The sequence below is a fragment of the Mesorhizobium carmichaelinearum genome, assembly GCF_900199455.1.
Lineage (GTDB): Bacteria > Pseudomonadota > Alphaproteobacteria > Rhizobiales > Rhizobiaceae > Mesorhizobium > Mesorhizobium carmichaelinearum.
The window spans coordinates 76,643-98,163 of sequence record NZ_FZQR01000018.1; the positions used below are offsets into that span (position 1 = coordinate 76,643).

Genomic DNA, 21,521 nt, shown 5'->3' on the forward strand with positions numbered 1-21,521 from the left:
AGATAAAATGACGACAGCCGCGCCATCATTTTTTGAGAAGCCCATTCTCAACTCGCCCTATGAGGAACCGCAGCGCCATCACGCGCTCGATCCTGATGGCCAGCCGTTGAGCGAGCCGCCGCGCCTTGGTCGGCGCCGGTCCGAACTCATCACGCCTGTCCCGAAACCGCGAAAGCGAAAGCAGCGTTCAGACAAGGCGCAGGGCAAGCTGATCCTTGAGTCCGGCGACGACATTTCGACGGACGAGCAGGAATACAACCCGACCCCCATCATCAATGAAATCAGGGGCCATCTCGCGGCGTGGCGGACGTTGCCGCAATCGAGCTGGGGTGTAACGCCTGCGACCGCGCGCCTACTGAATCACTGGCGCAATTATAAGTTTCAGGGCACGAAGCCGTTCTTCTGCCAGATCGAAGCCGTCGAAACGATCATCTGGCTCACCGAAGTCGCCAAGTCCCGGAAGCAATACGCCACGATCTGGGAACACATTCTCGGCGCGAACGAGCAGGCCAATCCCGAGCTGGTGCGCATCGCGATGAAGATGGCGACCGGTGCCGGGAAGACCACGGTCATGGCCATGCTGATCGCATGGCAGACCGTCAATGCGGTCCGCTCTCCGACCAGCAATACCTTTTCGCGCGGATTCCTGCTGATCGCGCCGGGCATCACCATCAAGGATCGCTTGCGCGTCCTGTTGCCGAGCGATCTGGAAAACTACTACCGGACGCGCGAGCTGGTACAGGGCGATATGCTCGACGATATCGGCAAGGCCAAGATCGTCATTACAAACTACCATAGCCTTCAGTTGCGTGAGGTGCTTGAGGTCAACAAGGTCGGACGCTCGCTGCTCCAAGGGCGGCACGAGCCGATTGCCACCAAGGAGACCGAGGGTCAGATGGTCCGGCGCGTGGCCGAAGAGCTGATGGGGTTGAAGAACATCGTCGTCATCAACGATGAAGCGCACCACTGCTACCGCGAAAAGCCGGGCAACGACGACCTCGAAGACCTCAAGGGTGACGACAAAAAAGAGGCGCAGAACGAGAATGACGCCGCGCGGCTATGGATCAGCGGCATCGAAACCTTCAAGCGCAAGCTGGGCGTGCGCGCCGTCTATGACCTGTCAGCAACGCCGTTCTTTCTGCGCGGCTCCGGCTATGCGGAAGGGACATTGTTCCCTTGGACCGTAAGCGATTTCTCGCTGATGGACGCGATCGAGTGCGGGATCGTGAAGCTGCCGCGCGTTCCTGTTGCGGACAATATCCCCGAAGCTGAAGTGCCGATCTTCCGCGAGTTGTGGGAACATATCCGCGACGACATGCCGAAAAAGGGGCGCGGCAAAGGTCAGGGCGACCTCGATCCGCAGTCGCTGCCGGCCAAGCTCCAGACGGCACTCGTCGCGCTCTACAATCATTACGAGGAGACGTTCGAGCGCTGGCGGCAGGCTGGCATTGAATCGCCGCCGGTCTTCATCGTCGTCTGCAACAACACATCCGCGTCAAAACTGGTCTACGAATGGCTTTCGGGCTGGCAGCGGCCGGTGGCGGAAGACTCATCCGAATTGCGCACGGTTCATCATGGGAACCTCCAGCTCTTCAGCAATTTCGATGAACATGGCAATCGCCTGGCGCGGCCCAATACCCTGCTGATCGACAGCAAGCAGCTCGAATCAGGCGGTGCTCTGGATGATGATTTCCGCCGGGCCGCCGCTCTGGAAATCGAGCAGTACAAGCGCGAGATCGCACAGCGCTCCGGCTCCGGCGACGTCGGCGAGATATCCGATTCCGAATTGCTGCGCGAAGTGATGAACACTGTCGGCAAAAAAGGCCGCCTCGGCGAGCAGGTGCGCTGCGTCGTGTCGGTTTCCATGCTGACGGAAGGTTGGGACACCAACACCGTGACCCATATTCTGGGCGTTCGCGCGTTCGGCACCCAGCTTCTCTGCGAACAGGTCGTCGGCCGCGGCCTTCGCCGCTATTCCTATGACCTCAATGATGAAGGCCTGTTCAATGTCGAATACGCCGACATCATGGGCATCCCGTTCGATTTCACGGCCAAGCCGCAGGTCGCCGCCGTCAAGCCGCCGAAGAAGCTGACGCGCGTTGCGGCCGTCAAAGAGCGGGCGGCGCTTGAGATCATATATCCGCGCGTCGTCGGCTACCGCATCGACCTGCCCGAAGAAAAACTTCAGGCGAATTTCAACCCGAACTCAAAGCTGGTCCTGACGCCCGATATGGTCGGACCGGGTCAGACCTTGCTGGAAGGCATAGTCGGCGAAGGCGTCACGCTCACCGTCGCCGAAATGAAGGACAAGCGGCCCAGCACCGTGTCCTACGAACTCGCCAAGTATCTGCTTTACTCGTACTTCAAAGACGCCGACGGCGAGCCAAAGCTGCATCTCTTCTATCAGATCCAGCGCATCGTCCGGCGCTGGATCGACGAAGGCTATCTTGAATGCAAGGGCGGCACCGGCACTTGGATGCTCCAGATTTTGAGCATCGCCAGTCAGGCTGCGGAGCGCATCTACAATGGCATCGCCGCAGCGATTGGCGACGAGGAGCGCATCCGCGCGGTCCTTGATCCTTATAATCCGAAAGGCTCGACGCGCCATGTGGGCTTCATGACCAGCAAGGACTTGTACGCGACCTCTCCAGCGAAGTGCCACATAAACTATGTCGTCAGCGACAGCGAGTGGGAAGCCGAATTTGCCCGTGCGGCCGAGGCTGATCCGCGCGTGGTCAGCTACGTCAAGAACCAGGGTCTCGGGCTCGAAGTCCCGTATAGGGACGGCTCCATAGCGCGCTTCTATATCCCCGACTTCGTCGTGTTGATCGACGATGGCAAGGGACCGGAGGACCTGTTGCGCCTCGTCGTCGAGGTCAAGGGCTACCGCCGCGAGAACGTAAAGCTGAAGTCCGAAACGATGCTTCAGAAATGGGTGCGCGGTGTGAACAATCTCGGCACCTTCGGTAGATGGGCTTTTGAGGAATTCAATGACGTTTTCGAAATGCAAAAAGAATTTGGGGCGCTGATCGACCGGTCGGTTGAGAAACACGGCGCTGCACTGTTGAAAGAAGTGAGTGGGGCATGAGTAACGGGAAAAAAGCGGCAGGGACACCGAAGCAGGTCGAGGCGCTGCGCCATGCGCAGGCCAAGCGGAAGAACATCCCGACTGCCGAACTGCAGTCAGCCGCGCAGCGGGCCGAGGAGATCGCTCCGTTCGCGCCCGTAACCTATTTGCGCAGTCATCCGCTGGCGCAGGGCGAAACGCGCCCGCGCGACAAGGACCTCGATCCTCAAATGGTCTGGAAGGGAACGCGCGTCCGTCTGACACATGAGCAGATCAAGAAGGCCGCCAAAACCGGCTACATTGACATATCCGATGCACAGCTCGTCTGGCGCGGGAAGGACCAGCAGGACTGGTCCGATCTCGTCGTGCACGCGCCACCGCTTTACATCCAGGAGAAGATTCACCCCAAGGCGATTATCGACAATCTGACCCGGCAGACCAAGGCCAAGCGAGAGGCGGACAGTGACACGCCCGACCTGTTCCACGACTTCAATGGCATCGACCCCGAAGCCAAGACCGAGTTTTACGCACACGACCAGAACTGGTCGAACCGCTTTGTTCTGGGCGATAGCCTTCAGGTGATGGCAAGCCTCGCCGAGCGCGAGAGCCTGCGCGGTCAGGTGCAGTGCATTTATTTTGATCCGCCGTACGGCATCAAGTTCAATTCGAACTGGCAGGTTTCAACGCGCTCAAGGGATGTGAAGGACGGAAAGATTGAAGAGATTTCACGCGAACCGGAGCAGGTGCGTGCATTCCGCGACACGTGGAAAGACGGCATCCATTCCTACCTGACTTATCTGCGCGATCGTCTAACTGCCATGCGGGACTTGCTGAGGGAGAGTGGCAGCATTTTTGTGCAGATCGGTGATGACAACGTGCACCGCGTCCGGGCGCTTATGGATGAAATTTTCGGAGACGAAAATTGCATCGCCGAGTTGCTGGTGAAGAAGAAGGGGGCGCAGAAAGGATCATTCCTTGATCCTGTCAACGACTATATCCTCTGGTACGGCCGATCCGAAAGAAATTCAGGGAAGCTGAAGTTTCGATCTCTGTTTGAGCGCCGATCGTTGGATGCTGAAACGATCGATGAATTTTCGCGCCTTGAAACGCCAAGTGGCGATAGGATAAACTTAAAGGAGTTTACCGACGAAACCGGAAAGAAGATCGACTTCCGTGCTTCGCCGCGCCTAATTTCAATGATGTTCCCTGGCGGCAGGCTGTTTAGGCCGTGGCCAATCACAAATGGTGGTTCGAGGGCACGCCAAGACGCGCCCGTTCGGTGGCGCGGCGACAGCATTTCTCCGCCACGAGGCAACTGCTGGCGTCATACTTCGTTGAAAGAATCCAGCGAGCTAACAGGTATGGAACGGATAGCTGCGGCGGATCGATTGATCCGGTCAAAAACAGCTCTCGACTACAAACGTTATCTCGAAGACTTTCCCTTCAAGCAAATATCCAACTGGTGGGATGGTTTTGGAGGTGCATCTAGCCCGATCTACATCGTTCAGACGAATGAAAGAATCGTAGAACGCTGCATCCTCATGACCACCGACCCCGGCGATCTCGTGCTCGATCCGACGTGCGGCTCTGGCACAACAGCAACAGTCGCCGAGCAATGGGGCCGCCGTTGGATCACCATCGATACATCACGTGTCGCGCTGGCACTGGCCCGTGCCCGCGTAATGGGTGCACGATATCCGTACTACCTGCTCTCCGAGAGCAAAGAAGGTCGCTTGAAGGAAGCACAACTAACGGGCAAGCCGCCTCTTGACGGACCAACAGATGGCGACATTCGCCAAGGTTTCGTCTATGACCGTGCAACTTACATTACATCGGGCGTCATTGCTAACAATGCAGAGATCGACGTCATCTTGGATGAATTTCATACGAAGCTTGAATCGCTACGCCAGGAATTGAACGCGGCACTCGGCAAGAAATGGGAAGAATGGGAAATCCCACGCGAGGCTGCTGATGGCTGGTTAAGCAACGTCAAGGGCGTTCATGCGGCGTGGTGGGAACAGCGCCTCGCGCGGCAGAAGAAGGTCGACGAGTCGATCGCGAAGAAGGCGGATGTTGAGCTTCTCTACGACCGTCCCTTTGAGGACAAAACGCGGGTTCGCGTTGCAGGTCCATTCACTGTAGAGAGCCTTTCGCCACATCGTGTCGTACCGTCGAGCGAGATCGAACAGGCTGAGGGGCCTGAGGCGGCGTCAGGAAGGCGTAGGCGCCCGCTGCCAAAAGGAACCGATCAACTCAATGACTTCACAACCATGATCCTCGAACACCTGCGCACGTCGGGCGTGCAGCAAGCCAAAAAGGATGACCGGATTGAGTTTACCGCCATCACCGGTTGGCCCGGCAACTGGGTTGCTGCGGACGGTCGATTTATGGAGGGTGAGGCCGAGCGGCGCGCCGCGATCTTCATCGGACCGGAGTTTGGCACCGTCAGCCGAGCGGACCTGACGGCAGCCGCGCGGGAGGCGCTCGATGCGCGCTTCGATGCCCTCATTGCCTGCGGATTCAACTTCGAGGCGCACACGTCGGAACTAAACAAGCTGGGGCCTTTGCCGATCCTGAAGGCAAAGATGAACCCAGAGCTGCATATGTCGGACGAGCTGAAAAACACCGGGGCCGGCAATCTTTTCATCATCTTCGGCGAGCCTGACATCAAGTGGGAGTTCGATTCCGACGGCGAGATCGTTGTCGAGGTGTTGGGTGTCGACGTGTTCGATCCGAAGACTGGCGACGTGCGCGCCAGTGGCAAGGACGATATAGCGGCTTGGTTCATCGACACGGACTACGACGAAACGAGCTTCTTCGTTCGCCATGCTTATTTCATGGGCGCGAACGACCCATACAAATCATTGAAGACCGCGCTGAAGGCCGAGATCGACGCGGACGCATGGGCGACGCTGTACCGAGATACATCGCGTCCCTTCGCGAGGCCGGAGACCGGCCGCTTCGCGGTCAAGGTCATCAACCACTTCGGTGACGAAGTTATGAAGGTTTTTGCAGTATAGAGGCATCGATGGGGCGTCGCAAAATCAGGATCATGATCTCCAGCCGTTGCGACGATCGCTTCCCGGCGACCGGTGAAGGACAGACGACTCTCACTGCTATCCGGCGGCAACTGAAAGCGGACATCGAGTCGGCGGCGATTTTTGGGAAGGAAATTTTCGAGGTCTGGATAAACGAGGACGAGCCTTCCGAACCAGGTTCACAGGACAGTTGGGACCTTTGCATTGAGCAGGCCCGGGAGGCCGACCTCCTATTGGTGCTCTACAACGGCAACGCTGGTTGGTGCCTAAACAAGGGGGATATAGGAATCTGCCATGCGGAGATGATGACCGCCCTTTCGGAATCTCCCGGCAAAGTCTCGGTTCTTTCGCTGCTGGCCGAGGATAAGCAATCACGCCCGTCGGCGCCCCAGGACAGGCGGTTTCAGGTCTATGTGGATCAGGCCAACCTGTTTCGGGGTTCGGCCGCCGCCACAGTTGACGGCGTCTTGCAAGAGGCGCGGAAGGCCGTTCGGGAGTCGCTTCTGAATATCGCCCATCAAGGGGCGAGAGAGGTCAAGCGCAGCCGCTACAATACTGGTGCCGCGCTCGACTGGTCGCGCTTGGACTTTGTGACCCGTCAGGCGGCTATGCGCAATGTCCTATCGGAGGCTTTGTCCGCAAGAGGAACGTCCGCATCGGAGGGAGACGGGCTGATCGTTCAGTTAAGCGGCAAGAAAGTGTTGTTCCGGCCTGCGGCAATTCCTGCCGCAATGACTGTCGCCGCCGCCAGAGAGATGGTTGGTCAGCCATTCCTCAAGGACTATCTTGCTGCCCCGCAACTTAAGGGATCAGTTGCCGGCCCGGTGCATGTCATCGCCTGCCATAAGTCGGTGACAGAGAGCCAGGCCATGCAACTGCTTGGTTTCCCTGATGCCACCATCGTGCCGGGGTCGTTCGGAATCTACGTGGCCGACAACATCCAAAAGATTCAGTTGTGCCTTATCGCGAATTGCCGCGACGATTCTTCGACGCGCCACGGCTTGCAGAAGCTCTTTGACTGGCTCAGCCAGACCGGCGAAGAGGCTCACCTGATCGAACGCGCTGTCTCCCGATCTAAAATCGTCGGTGCGATTGCCAAAGAGGCAGTGCGCGCATGATATTCTGCATCGCGGACAGCTTTCCCAAAGCACTCGCAAAGCTCCCGGCGCAGGAGCAGAAGGCGGTCAAGACGACTGTTTTCGATCTGCAAATGGACCCGGCCCATCCCGGCCTTCAGTTTCATCGCATCGACAACTCCAAGGACGAGAATTTCTGGTCGGTACGAGTGAGCCGGGACGTTCGGCTGATCGTCCACAAGACCGAAGACAGCTTTCTGATCTGTTACGTCGATCATCATAATGCCGCCTACGCCTGGGCGGAGCGGCGGCGCATAGAGACCCATCCCAAGACAGGCGCCGCGCAGATCGTCGAGGTACGGGAGCGCGTTCAGGAAATCTTCGTTCAAAGGGCCGTGGAAGCGGTGCCGGTTCCCGCGCCAGCACGGCCCGCCCTGCCGCCGTTATTTGCCAGATACTCCGATGACGAATTGCTGGTGTATGGCGTGCCACAGGATTGGCTTGCTGATGTCAGAACGGCGACCGAAGATTCGATTTTCGATCTTGTCGCCCATCTTCCCGGCGAGGCAGCTGAAGCGTTGCTGGATCTCGCCGTGGGCGAGAAGCCGGAAATGCCGGCAATCATTTCGCCGGATGTGGCGAACCCCTTCGAACACCCGGACGCGCAGCGCCGCTTCCGCCTCATGGAAGACGTGGACGAGCTGAAAAGCGCACTCGATTTTCCGTGGGACCAATGGGCGGTTTTCCTGCATCCCTCCCAGCGTCAGGTTGTCGGCCAAAAATTTTCCGGCCCCGCCCGTGTTTCGGGGTCGGCCGGTACGGGTAAGACCGTTGTGGCCATCCACCGGGCAGCCAACATCCTCAAAAACGACCCGCAGGCGCGTCTGCTTTTGACGACTTTTTCGTTGCCCCTCGCCAATGCGCTTGAAGGCAAGCTGCGGCTACTGACCGGCGTCGAAAAGGGGGTTATCCCGCGCGTCACGGTTCTGCCGTTCCGCGGTGTTTCCAGCGAGTTATTCACGCTGGCCTTCGGCCACCACCCGCGCGCAGCCTCGGATGATCAAGTACGCGGCGCACTGAAAACCGCTGCGGCGGAACTCGGCGTTACGACCTTCACGCCGCGATTCCTTGCGTCGGAGTGGCTAAACGTGGTCGATGCGTGGCAGGTCGCCGACGCTACCGCCTATCAGGACGTACCACGGCTTGGCCGGAAGAACCGTCTTGGCGTTAAACAGCGCGAGACCCTATGGCCTGTTTTCGAGCGGGCACGGGCATTGCTCGCCGCTCAGGGTCTTCTGACCTGGCCGATGATCTTCGGGCAGGTCACCAGGCATTTTTCGGCGCGAGCCGAGAAGCCGTTCTCGCACACCATCGTCGATGAAGCGCAGGACTTAGGCGTCCCCGAATTGCGCATGCTGGCCGCGATCACGCCGGCAGGTTCTGACACGCTCTTTTTTGCGGGCGATCTCGGTCAGCGCATCTTTCAGGAGCCGTTTTCTTGGAAAGCTCTCGGCGTGGATATCCGTGGCCGTTCGAAAACACTGAAGGTCAACTACCGCACGTCTCACCAGATAAGGCAGGCGGCAGATCGCCTGTTGCCCAAGGTAGTGCAGGACGTTGATGGCGTGGAGCAGGACCGCCGCGGTACCGTATCCATCTTCAACGGCCCCGAGCCAGAAGTCAGAACATTTCCGAGCGCCGCTGCCGAGGAGCAAGGGATAGCCGATTGGATCAAGACGCTTGTCGCGGACGGTGTGGCCCCGGCGGAGATCGGTCTGTTCGTTCGGTCGAATGGCGAATTATCGCGCGCGCGAGCAGCAGTGAAGGCCGCGGGCCATGTCCAGCTCGAACTCTCGGAGAGACTGGAGGAACCGCAGGGCCGTATCGCTATCGGCACGATGCACCTTGCCAAGGGGCTTGAATACAAAGCCATCGCCGTCATGGCGTGCGACGATGACATCCTTCCGCTACAGGAACGTGTCGAGACGGTCGCCGACGAATCCGAACTTGACGAGGTATATGAGACGGAAAGGCATCTATTCTACGTGGCCTGTACGCGCGCCCGCGACCACCTGCTTGTTTCGGGCGTCGATCCGGCATCCGAATTTTTCTCTGACCTATCCCAACGCCGTCCGCCGAAGGCAGCCTGATCCCTCCATGGCAACGAAGGAAGACATTCTTGAGCAGATCGTGGAGGAGTATCTTGTTCACAAGGGATATTTCGTGCAGCACAACATCAAGTTCCTGCCACGCAAGGATCATCCCGATTTCGTTCTGAACCAGGACTCCAACCACAGCGACATTGACGTCCTTGGTTATCACCCGCTTATGGATGGCGACCTCAAGGTCGTTGCCGTCAGTTGCAAGAGCTGGCAGAGCGGCTTCAATCCTGCCGCTGAAATCCGGGCGATAGAAGGCGACAAGATCAGGCGTGGCCGCAAGGCCTGGCAAGCGTTCCGCGAACTGACCTCCCCGAAATGGTCAGAGGGCTTCGTAAAGGCAGTCAAAGATGCAACCGGCGCGGAGCGTTTTACGCATGTCACGGCCGTTGCAAAGCTTGTCGGCAGCCGGGATGTCTGGGAAGGTTACCAGCCCTTTCGCACGGCACTCGAGGGCAATCCGCCCACGATCATCACTTTCCGCCAAATGGTCACCGAGATTCAGGGCAAGCTCACAACGACGCTCGCCTCGACCGAAGTCGGCAGAATGCTGCAAATGTTCCTCGCAGCGGACATGAAGGTCAAGCCCGACTGAAACCTCCTGACGAAACAGAGGCCAGTGAATTGTTATGATGGCGGGCCCGGATTTCATCGCAGGGTGGACTATGTGGTGACTCCGGCCAGAGCCGCGATCAGCTGTTCAGTTTCTTTGCGACTTCCTCGCGACGTCCGCTGCCAGAACTTTCTCGGCCTCCGTAAGGAGGAAGCGATAGCCATCAACCACACGGCCGAGCAGGCCTTTCAGATAGGGCTTCTGGTCCTTGCGCAGAAGGCTGGTCAGTTCGCCGATGTCGTAGGCGCCGGCACCGTATGACCGTGACGCCATCCACCTTGCTCAAGCAGCAGCTTTCAGCGCCTCAGGAGGTATCGCATCCTCCGGCCTCGATCGGCGCAGCCAGGTGGTGTCTGCCGCATTCCCCGCGGCATCGAGAATTACCTGCGAAATACGCGCCTGCTGCTTGCGAAGGTGACCGCCAAGAAGTCCATCGCGCGTGATGTACCCGGCGTTCACGCCTGGCAGCGAATGGTTCATGAGGAGATGTATGTCGAGCTGCGAGATACCGGCAGCCTGGGCGAGCGTCCGATACGTCTGGCGGAGTTCGTTGCCCCATTTCGATAAGTCGCGGCGGTCCTCCTTGTGCTCGGCCAGATGTCCGGAGTTGCTGTCGGCCGGGAAAAGCCAGAAGGCCGATTGGTCCGGGTAGGCAACGCGACCGACGCGGATCGCACGAATGACGCAGCGGATCATCGGGCGCGACAATGGGATGTCAAATGCTCTCTCCTCGCCACCCTTGGGCTTGGGGACACGGATGAGCCGGCGCCGCAAGTCGATATGCTCGATCCTGACGCTCTTCAATGCGGTCGGACGGGAGCCGCTCAACAAGGTCAGCAGATGAAACTCGCGGCGGACGGCATTGTCGAGCTTGGCCAGTTCGATAAACCAGCCCGCCAATGGACCAGCGCCCATACCCGTGTCGCGGCGACGTTCGGCGTTCCAGTCGACCGCCGTCACCGGATTCACCTTCGGCAGATCGAGGTTGGTCTTGCAAGCGTGATTGTAGACGGCCCGCATGCTTCGCATCGCACCGTTCGCGATGTAGCCGCCATGCTCCCTGGTGATCTTCTCGTGCCGCTCTGCGACAAGGTTCGGCTGGCGTCCGAGCCGCGCCAAGGGCTTGTCGAGCCAATCAATGAACAATCGCTCCATGTGATCGCGATAGTTCTCGATCGTCCCGGCACTGCGACTCTTGCGGGTCATATGGCCGTCGCGATAGCGCTCCCACGCGGTTCGCAGCGATATTGCGCCGCGCTTCACCGAACGGTCGTCATCGGGGCGTTCGCCGCGCGCAATCTTCGCAAGGATGTCCTTCGCCTTGCTCCGGGCGTCGCGGGAGGTCATCTCTCCCGCTTCCCCGATCTTCTTTCGGGCGGCGAACTCCCTCAGCCCATCGCGCCAAAAAGCTCCCTGGGCCGCGAACGTCTTTGTGCGTTTTCCAACGACAACGACGAAGCCCTTTAGCTCCGTATCGTTGACCTTGTACTGGCCCGAAGATGCGTAGGGAAGCTTGGCCAAAACCTTGTCCGTAATGAGCATCGAACGCTCTGCCATGGCCGTACCCCAAAAATTAGTCTGCGATTAGTCTGCGGAACTTCCGCCTGAATGTCTGCGGTTTTGACTGCGAAGAATCCCGACATGGTACGAATATAATAGTAAAATCATACATTTACGTCAACAGAAGAATCGAGTATCGAACGATGGCGACGCTTCGAAAAGCTGGGGAAGCTTACTACGAATCTGGGGGTCAGGAGTTCGAATCTCTTCGGGCGCGCCATTCGATCTAATTGAAATCGCTTGTCTTTTTGGCCTCGCCCACGCGGCCGCACCGGCTTGAATTCCATAATTCAGCCGGTTTTTCAGCCGGTTTTGGAAGAACGGACATTCCTTCGAACCATATCGCAGCTTGGCGAATGGTTGCCCGTAGGCTTGAGGCCCGCGGGTGTTGATGTTGCCGACTTCCTGACGCAAAACCTAGGGAATGACAGTCCGAAAAAGGCAACCCGTCTCCAGCTGCCGCCGCTTGTTGCAGGCGAATGGCGCGGTGAGATCGTCGGATCAGCCAACATTAATTTTGGCTAGGTCGTGCAGCCAGGCCCGCCGCGCCAATCAGTCGAGTTCACCTAGGTCATACTGCCCGCCTCGCTCATTATGCCGAACGCAGCATTCAGATGGCCCGGGATCGTCATGATCATGGCTCCCACGCCCATGAAGACTGAGCATCCCAACGCGGGCGTTCTTTTTGAAGCCGATCAGCTGCCGTCGCTGAGCCTCTCCCTCGACGTCACCAGGGCGCAATTTTCCGACATGCTGCCCCGCTTCGAGGCGAAACAATTCAGGGATTTTCACTTTACGGTAGAGGAAAAGGAGGCAGACGGCAGATGGCTGGTGCGGAGTTGGGGCATGGGAACCGCCCGGCTTTGATTTACCTACTGACGGTACTCCAGGTTGCTACGAAACCGCCTATCAAACGGCCTTGCAGTCGGCAGGCACGGCTTCCTCGGTCGCCTTGGTGTCCCTATACGCGTCGGGTCCCGCCAATTCCTCACCCAATGCGGCGATTACAGCTGCCATGCGACCACGAACTCGTGGAGGAAGATGCATCAGCCCCTCGATCAGGCGCCGGCCTTCCGCGCTTGCAATGAAGTCGATGCGCTCGTCGACGGGCAGAGGCGAAGTTTCACGGCTGGTCTCATTCCCAGGCAGGCCTTCGAAGAAGCGACTGACGGGAACGTCCAGGGACCGTCCGATCTCGTAGAGCATGGAAGCGCTCACGCGATTCCTCGCGTTTTCATATTTCTGAAGCTGTTGGAAGCTGATCCCGATGGATCGGGCAAGTTGTGCCTGCGAGACGTCCGACTGGACGCGAACGACCGCAATCTGCCTGCCGACGTGCTGATCGGCGGGATGAGGCGCGCTATCCGCTCCGGCCCTTTCCCACACCTTGAATCTTGTGCGCTTCGATTCCGGAAAAGGCTTCTGATGCTGCATTATCACTCCAGACTGGAGAGTTTGTCGCGGTACGCTTTTGCGAAACTCACCAAACTTTCAAATGATGGGGAGTGCAAAACCTTGCTAGTCGGCTCTGTGGCCTTTGGTTTCGGGTAATCCGGATTACCCGAATGGTCAGAGAGTTTGATGCCGGCTTGGCGGCACCATCGCCAGTAGGATCTTGCAGCCCAGAGGTTCTCCTCGTCCGTGTGACGATCGCCACCGTCACAAAGCCGATACATATTATAGTTGATAAACTCAAAGTGTGTAAGTTGCCAAGTCTGCGCATATGGACATGCGCAAACTCGTGGGCCGAAACTTCGGTCGCTTGCGTCGGGAGAAGGGCCTGACCCAGGAACAGGTGGAAGCGCGTTCAGGGTTCAGCCAGCAATATCTAAGCGGTCTGGAACGCGGCCGTCGCAACCCGACGGTCATCACGCTCTATGAGTTGGCTCAGGCAATAGATGTGAGCCATGTTCAACTTGTCCAACCCGACGTTGACGAAACGTAGATAACTGCAATGGCAACGCGATGCCTCTTGTGAGACGCGTTTTCCGAAAAGCGTTCGTAGTCACATCCCTCGGCCATAGGATGGCTTGTTTCCAGATCCTTCGATCTCGCGACGCATGATTAGCAATCTCAGCCAATTGGCTCCCAATGAGCCTGCCGCGCCAAGATTGTCATGACTGGTTTCTGGTTGACGATCTCAGTAGCGCCCGCGGCCAGGAGATCGAGGCCTACTCGCGACCGATTTTCCAGGCCAGTGGGCAGGACCGACACGCGAGACCCCGATGAGGCTGTTGCTTGAGGGATTGAGGACGGGTCCGGTTAGCAACATCTCATTTGACATCGACTCTAGAGAGCCGGCCATGAGTGAGTCGCGACTCTCGAATGATTTGAATGCTCGAGTTGACGAATGTCGTCGCAATCCAGAAGTCTTCCCATCAGATTAGAATCTTCCTGCGGGTTGGTAGAGAGTGGCCATGACTCCGAGGTCTGAAATGGGGCCGGAGCAGACGGTCTGATTCTGGAACGAACTAGCAGAAAGGCGCCATTCCGCTGATGATGCCATCTTGGCCGCAGCGGTTGCCCTTTCAACCTTTTGTCCAGGCGCCGACGACCCGGGAAAGCAGCACTGGCCGCCTTCTCGGTCATCTGAGCTTCAGCTTTGGATCGCGATGCGTTTCGCCTGCGACTGCGTTGCCGCCGATGGCAGAAGCGGTCGTGGCGATGCATTTCCAGCGTTCGGCTTATTAGATAACAAACAATTGTTGACAATTAATTCATAACGCGCGACGCTCTCTGAATTCGCAGAGGACGCGCTTGAAATGCTCACATGCATGGTCGGTTGGTCGCATTCCCGGTTCGGCAGGCTGGAGGCCAGCTTGGAGCAATTGATCGTGGGCGTTGCCGCGAATGCGATAACAGATGCCGGTCTACAGGCGTGTGAGATCGACGAGATCTTCATTGGCACCTTCAATCCGGGCCTTGTCGAGCAGGATTTCGCGTCCTCCCTCGTGCTGAACGGCAGCCCGGACTTGCGCTTCAAGCCAGCGACCAGAATTGAAAATGCGTGCGCTACTGGTTCGGCCGCCGTCTATCAGGCTGCTCGCGCCGTGGAATCGAAGCGGGCACGTTTTGCCCTGGTGATCGGCGTGGAAAAGATGACGGCGCTGGACAGCGCATCGGTCGGCCGGGCGCTTTTGAAGGCGAGCTACGTCGAGGAGACAAGGGCGATCAAGGGGGGCTTTGCCGGCGTTTTTGGACAGATAGCCTCTTCCTACTTCCAAAAGTATGGTGGCCAATCCGACGCGCTTGCAAGGATCGCGGCTAAGAACCATCGCAATGCAATCGCCAATCCGCTGGCGCATATGCGACAAGATCTCGGCTTCGAATTCTGCCGGAACGAGTCGGATCGCAACCCGATCGTCGCCGGCCCGCTGAAGCGCACCGACTGCGCGCTGATTTCCGACGGTGCCGCAGCACTTGTGCTGACTGATGCCGCGACCGCGCTCCGCATGAAGAAGGCGGTCGCGCTGCGCGCGATGTGCCAGACCAGCGACTATCTGCAATTGTCGAGACGGTCGGACGTCACCTCGTTCGAAGGGGCAGCGCGCGCCTGGTCCGGTGCGATGGCGCAAGCGGGCTTGACCAACCGCGATCTCGATTTCATCGAACTGCACGACTGCTTCACCATCTCGGAACTCATCCAGTACGAGGCGCTGGGCATTGCGCCGCGAGGCGAGGGTGCCCGAGCGATAAATGGCGGCATGACCGAAATGGGCGGCGAACTCCCCGTCAACCCATCCGGCGGATTGAAGGCCAGAGGCCATCCCGTCGGCGCCACCGGCGTCTCCATGCTGGTGAACGCCGCCATGCAGCTAACCGGCGGTGCAGGCGAAATGCAGGTCAAGGGCGCAGCGCTGGGCGGCGTCTTCAATATGGGCGGCGTCTCCGTCGCCAACTACGCCACTGTCCTCGAACCGCTCAGGTGAAGCGTCCGTGTCGACTTTCAACATAGGCCATTTCCTGACCCAGAACGCGCGGCGCTTCGGCGACCATCCCGGCGTCGTCGTGTCCGAGCGGACATTCACCTGGCTGGAGGTCGACCGGCGGGTCAATTGCCTGGCCAATGCCCTGGCCGACGCCGGCATTCGTCCGGGCGACCGGATCCTGGTCCAGGCGCGTAACAGCCACCGTGCATTCGAGGTGAAATGGGCCTGCTTCAAGCTGGGCGCGGTCTGGGTCCCTGTCAATTTCCGGCTGACGCCGGCCGAGGTCACCTATATGGCCGGGCACGCCTCGGCGCGGGCGATCATCTTCGACAGCGAATTCGCCGCTCATTGTGAGGCCGTGCGCGCCGCGCTGGACCCGGCACCGTTGTCCGTCTGCCTTGACGCCGCGCTCGAAGGCAGCCTGGTCTACGAAAAATTTCTCGCGGACGGCGGCGACAGCTTTGTCGAGGCGGATGTGGATCGGGACCAGCCGGCCTGGTTTTTCTATACATCGGGCACCACCGGACGTCCCAAGGCCGCCGTGCTTACCCATGGCCAGTTGGCGTTTGTCGTTGCCAGCCATCTGGCGGACATGTTTCCCGGCATAAGCGAAAGCGACGCCTCCCTCGTCATCACGCCGCTGTCGCACGGCGCCGGTGTTCATGCACTGGCCCATGTGGCGCGCGGAGCTGCGCAGATCATCCTGACGGCCACGTCGCTCGATCCGGAAACGGTCTGGATGAAGGTCACGCGCCACAAGGTGACAAACTTCTTCGCCGTGCCTACGCTCCTCAAGACCCTGGTCGAGCACCCGTCCGTCGATCACTACGACCACAGTTCGCTGCGTCATGTGAACTACGGCGGCGCGCCAATGGCCCGCTCCGACCAGGCACTCGCCCTGGCCAAGCTGGGCAACGTCCTTGTTCAGCATTACGGCCTTGGCGAGTTTACCGCCAACATCACGGCGCTGTCACCCGGCCAGCACGAACCGGCTGCGTCCGGCTCGCCGGAGCATGCCGTGGGCAGCTGCGGGGTGCCTCGCACCGGCGTCGAGGTCGCGATCCTTGACACCGATGGCCAGCGCCTTGCTGCCGGCGAAACGGGAGAGATCTGCGCCCGTGGCCAGGCTGCGTTTGCCGGCTATCACAACGATCCGGAGGCGACGGCAAAAGCCTTCCGGCACGGCTGGTTCCACACCGGCGATCTCGGCTTCCTTGACGAGCGTGGTTTCCTCTACATCACCGGCCGGGCCTCCGACATGTATATTTCTGGCGGACTGAACGTCTATCCGCGCGAGATCGAAGAGGCGATCCTCGACGACGAGCGGATCGATGAAGCGGCGGTGGTCGGCATGCCGCATCCAAAATGGGGTGAATGCGGGGTGGCGGTGGTGGTGGCCAAAGCCGGGTGCGAGATTGCCGCGAAGGATGTCATCGACGGCCTCAACGGCCGCATCGCAAGATACAAGTTTCCCAACCAGGTGGTGTTCTGGCCGGAGTTGCCTAAGTCCGCATATGGCAAGGTGCTGAAGCGGGAGATCATCAAAAGGCTCGCGGAAGAGCACGAGCGCGCGGCTTGACCGAGCAGAAGGTGGCGACAATGAAGATTAAAGGTCTGGATCATGTGGTGCTTACCGTCAGGGACATGGCGCAGACCGTCGATTTCTACCGGCATGTGCTCGGCATGCGCCATGTCGTGTTCGACGGTACCTACAATGCGCTGCATTTCGGCAACCAGAAGATCAATCTTCATCCCTATCGCGGCGAATATACGCCGCATGCCGACATTCCCGCGCCGGGGACGGGCGATCTGTGCCTCATAGCCGAAGGCGGTATCGACGACATTGTGCAGGAACTGGGCGCGCTCAAGATTCCCATCGAGGTGGGGCCTGTCGATCAGACCGGCGCAGGCGGCGCGATGCGCTCGGTCTATTTTCGGGATCCAGACAGGAATCTCGTTGAAGTTGCATGCTACATATCCTGACCCGCTTCCATTCAAGGCTCATTCCATGGCTCGTCCCAAACTGAATCGCAAACCCGCTCCGCAAATGGAGGTGACCCGCCGCAGTCTCGATGCGCAGGCCGCCGACAAATTGCGCGACGCGATCCTTACGGGTGTGTTTGCGCCCGGTGAGAAGTTGACGGAAGAGGTGATTGCTGAATCATTTGGTCTCAGCCGTGGAACGATCCGCGCATCGCTGCGGCTTCTGGTTCACGAGGGGCTGATCGTCCAGGAACCCTACCGCGGCTACAGCGTGAGGTCGCTGACCTCTCGCGACGCGTGGGAGCTGTTCACGCTACGCAATACGCTGGAGGCCTTCGCTGCACGGCTGCTCGCCGAGACCATCACCAAAGAGAAACGCGACCGACTGGACGAAGCCTACGACAGGGTCGTCAAGGCGGTCACGTCCGGGGTGCGGACGCGCGCGGTGGAAGCGGACTTCCAGCTTCACCTAACGATCGCCGAGCTCACTGAGCATTCCGCCCTGCAGGCACACTACGCACTGATCGCCGGCCAGGTCCGCCTCTACCAGTCCCTGGTCAGCAAGTTTCTTTCGCTGCAGGACTACATCGTCACCCATGAGTCCCTTATCGCGGCGATGCGGGAAGGCCGGGCTGGCGAGGCCGAACGGCTTGCCGCGGAACACAACACCGCAGATGGCGAGCGGTTGGTTGAATGGCTCCGCGAGGCAGAAGGCCGATCCGAAGACCGTATCCGCGGCAGCTCTGTCGGCCTCTCGGCGCCTTGAGAACGAACGAAAGGAGATACATCTTACGCCGAAATATTGTTAACAATGAACAATCAATCATAAAGCCAAAAAGGGGAAAGATCATGTCAGTTAAGCGCAGTTTTCTGGTCGGCGCGTCGCTTTGCGCCGCCGCAACCTTTGCCTCGTCGGCAGCAAGTGCTGCCGATGAATCGCTCAGCCGCATCCAGGCGGCCAAGAAGGTCGTTGTCTGCTCATCCAACGACGTTCCATACGCCTACAAGAACCCCACCAGCGGTAAGGTGGAAGGCACGGACATCGACATGGTCCGTGCCATCTTTGAACCGCTGGGCGTGCCGGAAATCGAACTTTATGAAGTGCCGATCTCTGGGATTATCTCGGCACTGAACACCAGCCGCTGCGACCTGATCTCGGACAACATCGCGATCACCGTCAAGCGCTCCGAGCAGATCGCGTTCTCGGCGCCGATGTACCGAGCCGGGCAGGCGCTTGTGGTGCCCAAGGGCAATCCCGCCAAGATCAAGAGCGAGGCCGATTTCCCGGGCCACACGGTCGGATCCTATCTGGGAACCATCCAGCTCGACTGGCTGAACAAGATGGCGGCAGCCGACTCTTCCGTCACGGTCAAGGCTTACAAGAATATTCCGCAGATCCTCGCCGAGTTGCGGGCCGGGCGCCTGGATGCGGCCGCTTTCGACGACATGGTTGCGGCCGACGCGCTAAAGAACGATCCGACGCTGCCGGTCGAGATACTGAACTACAAGATGCCCATCGGCGATTATGCTGTCGGTGCCGGCTTCCGCAAGGACGACATTGCGCTCAGGCAGGCGTTCGACGAGCAGAACCGACAGCTCCAGCTTTCCGGTGGGCTGCGCAAGGTTCTCGAAAAGTGGGGCCTGCTTCCGGTCGAACGGTATTTTCCGTTTCCGAACTGTTGCGGCTGAACACTGACAGGAGATCGCAATGAACGACGTGCTCGAGTTCCTGCCGGCACTGCTCAGGGGTGCTGCCCTGACGGTCGGGATAACGATCGCGTCGATGGCGATTGCCCTTGTACTGGGCCTTCTCATTGCGCTCGCACGCATGTCGCCCATCGGACCCGTCCGATGGGCGGTGGCGATCTATGTCGACTTCATCAGGGGGACGCCGCTGCTGCTGCAGCTTTTCTATATCTACTATGTGCTTCCCTATGTCGGCATCTACATACCGGCCCTGGTTGCCGGGATACTCGGCCTGTCGCTCAACTATGCGGCCTATCTCTCTGAGGTCTACCGCAGTGCCATATCGGCAATTGGCAAAGGTCAGGTCGAGGCTGCACGTTCGCTCGGCATGCGGCCGACACCTATCTTCCTGCTGGTCGTGCTGCCGCAAGCCCTTCGGATCGCCATTCCGCCAATCGGAAACTACTTCATCGCCATGTTCAAGGACACCGCGCTGGTGGCAGTGATTTCGGTGAACGAGCTGATGTTTACCGCCGACCAGATAGCATCGACGACCTACAAATACCTGGAGGTCTATACGGCCGCCTTCGTCATTTATTTCATCGTCAGCTATCCGGCTTCGATGCTGATCCTGAAGATTGAAGATCGTATGAAACGCGCTCCCGCCGGCTGAGATCACTGTCGAAACGAAGCGCACTGCAACCTCCATCTTCACATCGTCGCCTGTCGATAGCTGGCGTCCTCTCAAGCCTGCGTGCGACTGCCATGAAAGAGATAGAAATGAACAGGACACTCACCATGCACCCTGAAGGCATCGCCTTCATCGATGGCAGTTATGTTCCGGTCGCGGAAGCATCGATCCCATTGATGGACTGGGGCTTCACGCGCGGCGACGCGTGTCAGGATACGGTTTCCGTCCGCAATGGAGCGTTCTTCAGGCTGGCGGATCATCTGGACCGCTTCGAACAATCCTGTGCCCGGTTGCGCTATACGATGCCCGTCGAACGCAAAGGAATCGAGACGGTCTTGAAGTCCTGTGTTGAGATGACGGGCCTGGCCAACGCGACAGTTCAAATGATCATGACACGCGGACTTGGCCCCTCCGGATCGCGCGATCCGCGTCTTTGCAAGAACAGGTTCATGGCGTTTTGCGTTCCGTTCGTGGTCGTCGCCAACGAAGAACAGCGCAAGCGCGGGCTCTCAGTCTGGATTTCCAGCCGGTGGCGCCTGCCGCCGGACTCTATTCCCTCGCAGATCAAGAACTACAACTGGATCGACTTCGTGCTCAGCCTCTACGACGCCTATGATGCCGGCTGCGAAACCTCGCTGATGAAGAACCATCTGGGCACAATAAGCGAAGGTCCTGGGTTCAATGTTTTCGCGCTGACGGGCAAGGTCCTCTCTACACCAGGATACAATGTACTTGAGGGAATAACACGTCGGTGCGTCATTGAGATCTGCCGTGAGATCGGCCAGCCGGTGGACGTCAAATCGATTTCAGAGAGCGATCTGATCAGCGCGGACGAAGTGTTTGCGTGCAGCACGGCGGGCGGCATCATGCCGATAACCAGCGTCAACGGCAAACCGATCGGCAGCGGAAAGCCCGGGGCTTTGACGACGAGGCTGGGGGAAATCTACTGGACCAAGCGGGACCAGGGCTGGCATGCGACGCCTGTTGATGAACTTTGATCGTATAGAGCATAGCCGGTTCGCACTTCGAGAGAGTGCTCGTCGAAGATCAGCGGTTATAGAAAGAGTACGCAAGCGGTCCGCTAGAAGCCCGGCGGAAGAGCGCGGCGCGTCCGGTCTGATGTCAGCATCGGGTTGTATTCCAGACCTTAGGTTCACCGACGAGAAACGTCTGGAGTTGGCGCAACCGAGACGTCCGCGAGTTGCTGGTTAAGTCCGCTTTTAGGCAGCGGCAAAGCTGACCTAAGCGGCCGACTTCAGGCGCATACCAGACATTCACACCTGACCATCCGCGAGCCGGTCACATCAACCCTTCAACATCATCGATCGGAGAATGGCCTGCATATGCTCTGCGAGGTCGAGTTCGCCACGCGCCTCGATCTCAAAAAGATATCGTGCCTTGGCCAGGCGATCTCCTTCCCCAACAGCCGGATAGGCGCAGATGGCGAGGAGCGCCCTCTCCTCTTGCCGGCTGGCTCTGACGGGGTTGCCGCTGCCACCTGGCTAACTCGTGCAGGGCTTTGCCGAATTCAGCATAGGCTGTCTTGTGCGCCTCAATCAGCGCTCGAAGACTATTGGACAGTTCTCGGTTTCGGCTCGGCGGCTCGGCACCGAGCGCCGTTGCCGTCATCGACGAGGCGACGACTGCGCTGCCGGAGTGGAGGAGCAAGGCGCGGCGGTTGATCCTAGACATGGCAACCTCTCCCATTTGCTTTGATGG

General features: G+C 59.1%; 17 protein-coding genes. 14 read left to right on the forward strand and 3 right to left on the reverse strand.

The genetic code is table 11. From position 1 onward, the window contains the following. The first annotated feature begins 7 nt into the window (after nucleotides 1-7). Genes CKW40_RS30825 through CKW40_RS30845 form a run of 5 tightly spaced genes read left to right on the forward strand, consistent with a single transcriptional unit; the run spans nucleotide 8 to nucleotide 9,935 of the window. The gene (locus CKW40_RS30825; protein WP_095203538.1) at nucleotides 8-3,088 is read left to right on the forward strand and encodes a BPTD_3080 family restriction endonuclease; all 3,081 of its coding nucleotides are present in this window, start codon (nucleotides 8-10) and stop codon (nucleotides 3,086-3,088) included. Next, entirely contained in the window at nucleotides 3,085-6,087 is a 3,003-nt protein-coding gene (locus CKW40_RS30830) for a site-specific DNA-methyltransferase (RefSeq protein WP_095203539.1), read from the forward strand. The genes CKW40_RS30825 and CKW40_RS30830 overlap by 4 nt, the downstream gene beginning before the upstream one ends. Nucleotides 6,088-6,095: 8 nt before the next feature. Continuing rightward, the gene (locus tag CKW40_RS30835) at nucleotides 6,096-7,223 is read left to right on the forward strand and encodes a hypothetical protein (protein WP_198421171.1); all 1,128 of its coding nucleotides are present in this window, start codon (nucleotides 6,096-6,098) and stop codon (nucleotides 7,221-7,223) included. Beyond that, entirely contained in the window at nucleotides 7,220-9,331 is a 2,112-nt protein-coding gene (locus tag CKW40_RS30840) for a 3'-5' exonuclease (RefSeq protein ID WP_095203540.1), read from the forward strand. Before CKW40_RS30835 ends, CKW40_RS30840 begins: the two co-directional genes overlap by 4 nt. A 7-nt stretch (nucleotides 9,332-9,338) precedes the next feature. Next, nucleotides 9,339-9,935 carry a hypothetical protein gene (locus CKW40_RS30845; protein WP_095203541.1) on the forward strand — a complete coding sequence of 199 codons (597 nt, stop codon included), beginning with the start codon at nucleotides 9,339-9,341 and terminating at the stop codon, nucleotides 9,933-9,935. A gap of 105 nt (nucleotides 9,936-10,040) precedes the next feature. On the opposite strand, the gene CKW40_RS30850 is transcribed toward CKW40_RS30845, so the two are convergent. Continuing rightward, on the reverse strand, nucleotides 10,041-10,226 hold the full coding sequence (locus tag CKW40_RS30850; RefSeq protein ID WP_095203542.1) for a hypothetical protein: 186 nt from the start codon (nucleotides 10,224-10,226) through the stop codon (nucleotides 10,041-10,043). A gap of 9 nt (nucleotides 10,227-10,235) precedes the next feature. Next, a complete protein-coding gene (locus tag CKW40_RS30855; RefSeq protein ID WP_095203543.1) occupies nucleotides 10,236-11,510 on the reverse strand; it encodes an integrase arm-type DNA-binding domain-containing protein in 1,275 nt (424 codons plus the stop codon). A 633-nt stretch (nucleotides 11,511-12,143) separates the two neighbouring features. Here CKW40_RS30855 and CKW40_RS30860 point away from each other — a divergent pair. Further along, nucleotides 12,144-12,380: a hypothetical protein gene (locus CKW40_RS30860; RefSeq protein WP_244571353.1), complete on the forward strand. Its 237-nt coding sequence runs from the start codon at nucleotides 12,144-12,146 to the stop codon at nucleotides 12,378-12,380. Between the two features lie 42 nt (nucleotides 12,381-12,422). Here the strand turns inward: CKW40_RS30860 and CKW40_RS30865 are convergent, their stop codons facing one another. After that, nucleotides 12,423-12,947, reverse strand: coding sequence for a helix-turn-helix domain-containing protein (locus CKW40_RS30865; RefSeq protein ID WP_095203544.1), 525 nt, complete (start codon nucleotides 12,945-12,947; stop codon nucleotides 12,423-12,425). Between the two features lie 289 nt (nucleotides 12,948-13,236). On the opposite strand from CKW40_RS30865, the gene CKW40_RS30870 reads away from it, so the two are divergent. From CKW40_RS30870 to CKW40_RS30905, 8 genes are all read left to right on the forward strand, one after another. Then, a complete protein-coding gene (locus CKW40_RS30870) occupies nucleotides 13,237-13,458 on the forward strand; it encodes a helix-turn-helix domain-containing protein (RefSeq protein ID WP_095203545.1) in 222 nt (73 codons plus the stop codon). A gap of 817 nt (nucleotides 13,459-14,275) precedes the next feature. Next, nucleotides 14,276-15,442 (forward strand): acetyl-CoA acetyltransferase, encoded by a 1,167-nt coding sequence (locus CKW40_RS30875; RefSeq protein WP_095203546.1) that lies wholly within the window; start codon nucleotides 14,276-14,278, stop codon nucleotides 15,440-15,442. 7 nt (nucleotides 15,443-15,449) lie between these two features. Further along, on the forward strand, nucleotides 15,450-17,021 hold the full coding sequence (locus CKW40_RS30880; RefSeq protein WP_095203547.1) for an AMP-binding protein: 1,572 nt from the start codon (nucleotides 15,450-15,452) through the stop codon (nucleotides 17,019-17,021). Between the two features lie 20 nt (nucleotides 17,022-17,041). Beyond that, entirely contained in the window at nucleotides 17,042-17,425 is a 384-nt protein-coding gene (locus tag CKW40_RS30885; RefSeq protein WP_095203560.1) for a VOC family protein, read from the forward strand. Nucleotides 17,426-17,450: 25 nt separating this feature from the next. Next, a complete protein-coding gene (locus tag CKW40_RS30890) occupies nucleotides 17,451-18,191 on the forward strand; it encodes a GntR family transcriptional regulator (RefSeq protein ID WP_095203548.1) in 741 nt (246 codons plus the stop codon). Between the two features lie 83 nt (nucleotides 18,192-18,274). Beyond that, the gene (locus CKW40_RS30895; protein WP_179298176.1) at nucleotides 18,275-19,114 is read left to right on the forward strand and encodes a substrate-binding periplasmic protein; all 840 of its coding nucleotides are present in this window, start codon (nucleotides 18,275-18,277) and stop codon (nucleotides 19,112-19,114) included. 19 nt (nucleotides 19,115-19,133) lie between these two features. Then, on the forward strand, nucleotides 19,134-19,784 hold the full coding sequence (gene ehuD, locus CKW40_RS30900; RefSeq protein WP_095203550.1) for an ectoine/hydroxyectoine ABC transporter permease subunit EhuD: 651 nt from the start codon (nucleotides 19,134-19,136) through the stop codon (nucleotides 19,782-19,784). Between the two features lie 107 nt (nucleotides 19,785-19,891). Continuing rightward, entirely contained in the window at nucleotides 19,892-20,800 is a 909-nt protein-coding gene (locus tag CKW40_RS30905) for an aminotransferase class IV (protein ID WP_179298177.1), read from the forward strand. Nucleotides 20,801-21,521 lie beyond the last annotated feature (721 nt).

What these genes read in the sequence shown, in the direction of transcription:
- CKW40_RS30870 (WP_095203545.1), top strand. Translation starts at nt 13,237, where the DNA reads ATGGACATGCGCAAACTCGTGGGCCGAAACTTCGGTCGCTTGCGTCGG.
- CKW40_RS30875 (WP_095203546.1), top strand. Translation starts at nt 14,276, where the DNA reads ATGCTCACATGCATGGTCGGTTGGTCGCATTCCCGGTTCGGCAGGCTG.
- CKW40_RS30840 (WP_095203540.1), top strand. Translation starts at nt 7,220, where the DNA reads ATGATATTCTGCATCGCGGACAGCTTTCCCAAAGCACTCGCAAAGCTC.
- CKW40_RS30825 (WP_095203538.1), top strand. Translation starts at nt 8, where the DNA reads ATGACGACAGCCGCGCCATCATTTTTTGAGAAGCCCATTCTCAACTCG.
- CKW40_RS30895 (WP_179298176.1), top strand. Translation starts at nt 18,275, where the DNA reads ATGTCAGTTAAGCGCAGTTTTCTGGTCGGCGCGTCGCTTTGCGCCGCC.
- CKW40_RS30905 (WP_179298177.1), top strand. Translation starts at nt 19,892, where the DNA reads ATGAACAGGACACTCACCATGCACCCTGAAGGCATCGCCTTCATCGAT.
- CKW40_RS30860 (WP_244571353.1), top strand. Translation starts at nt 12,144, where the DNA reads ATGATCATGGCTCCCACGCCCATGAAGACTGAGCATCCCAACGCGGGC.
- CKW40_RS30855 (WP_095203543.1), bottom strand. Translation starts at nt 11,510, where the DNA reads ATGGCAGAGCGTTCGATGCTCATTACGGACAAGGTTTTGGCCAAGCTT.
- CKW40_RS30845 (WP_095203541.1), top strand. Translation starts at nt 9,339, where the DNA reads ATGGCAACGAAGGAAGACATTCTTGAGCAGATCGTGGAGGAGTATCTT.
- CKW40_RS30890 (WP_095203548.1), top strand. Translation starts at nt 17,451, where the DNA reads ATGGCTCGTCCCAAACTGAATCGCAAACCCGCTCCGCAAATGGAGGTG.
- ehuD (WP_095203550.1), top strand. Translation starts at nt 19,134, where the DNA reads ATGAACGACGTGCTCGAGTTCCTGCCGGCACTGCTCAGGGGTGCTGCC.
- CKW40_RS30850 (WP_095203542.1), bottom strand. Translation starts at nt 10,226, where the DNA reads ATGGCGTCACGGTCATACGGTGCCGGCGCCTACGACATCGGCGAACTG.
- CKW40_RS30865 (WP_095203544.1), bottom strand. Translation starts at nt 12,947, where the DNA reads ATGCAGCATCAGAAGCCTTTTCCGGAATCGAAGCGCACAAGATTCAAG.
- CKW40_RS30835 (WP_198421171.1), top strand. Translation starts at nt 6,096, where the DNA reads ATGGGGCGTCGCAAAATCAGGATCATGATCTCCAGCCGTTGCGACGAT.
- CKW40_RS30885 (WP_095203560.1), top strand. Translation starts at nt 17,042, where the DNA reads ATGAAGATTAAAGGTCTGGATCATGTGGTGCTTACCGTCAGGGACATG.
- CKW40_RS30830 (WP_095203539.1), top strand. Translation starts at nt 3,085, where the DNA reads ATGAGTAACGGGAAAAAAGCGGCAGGGACACCGAAGCAGGTCGAGGCG.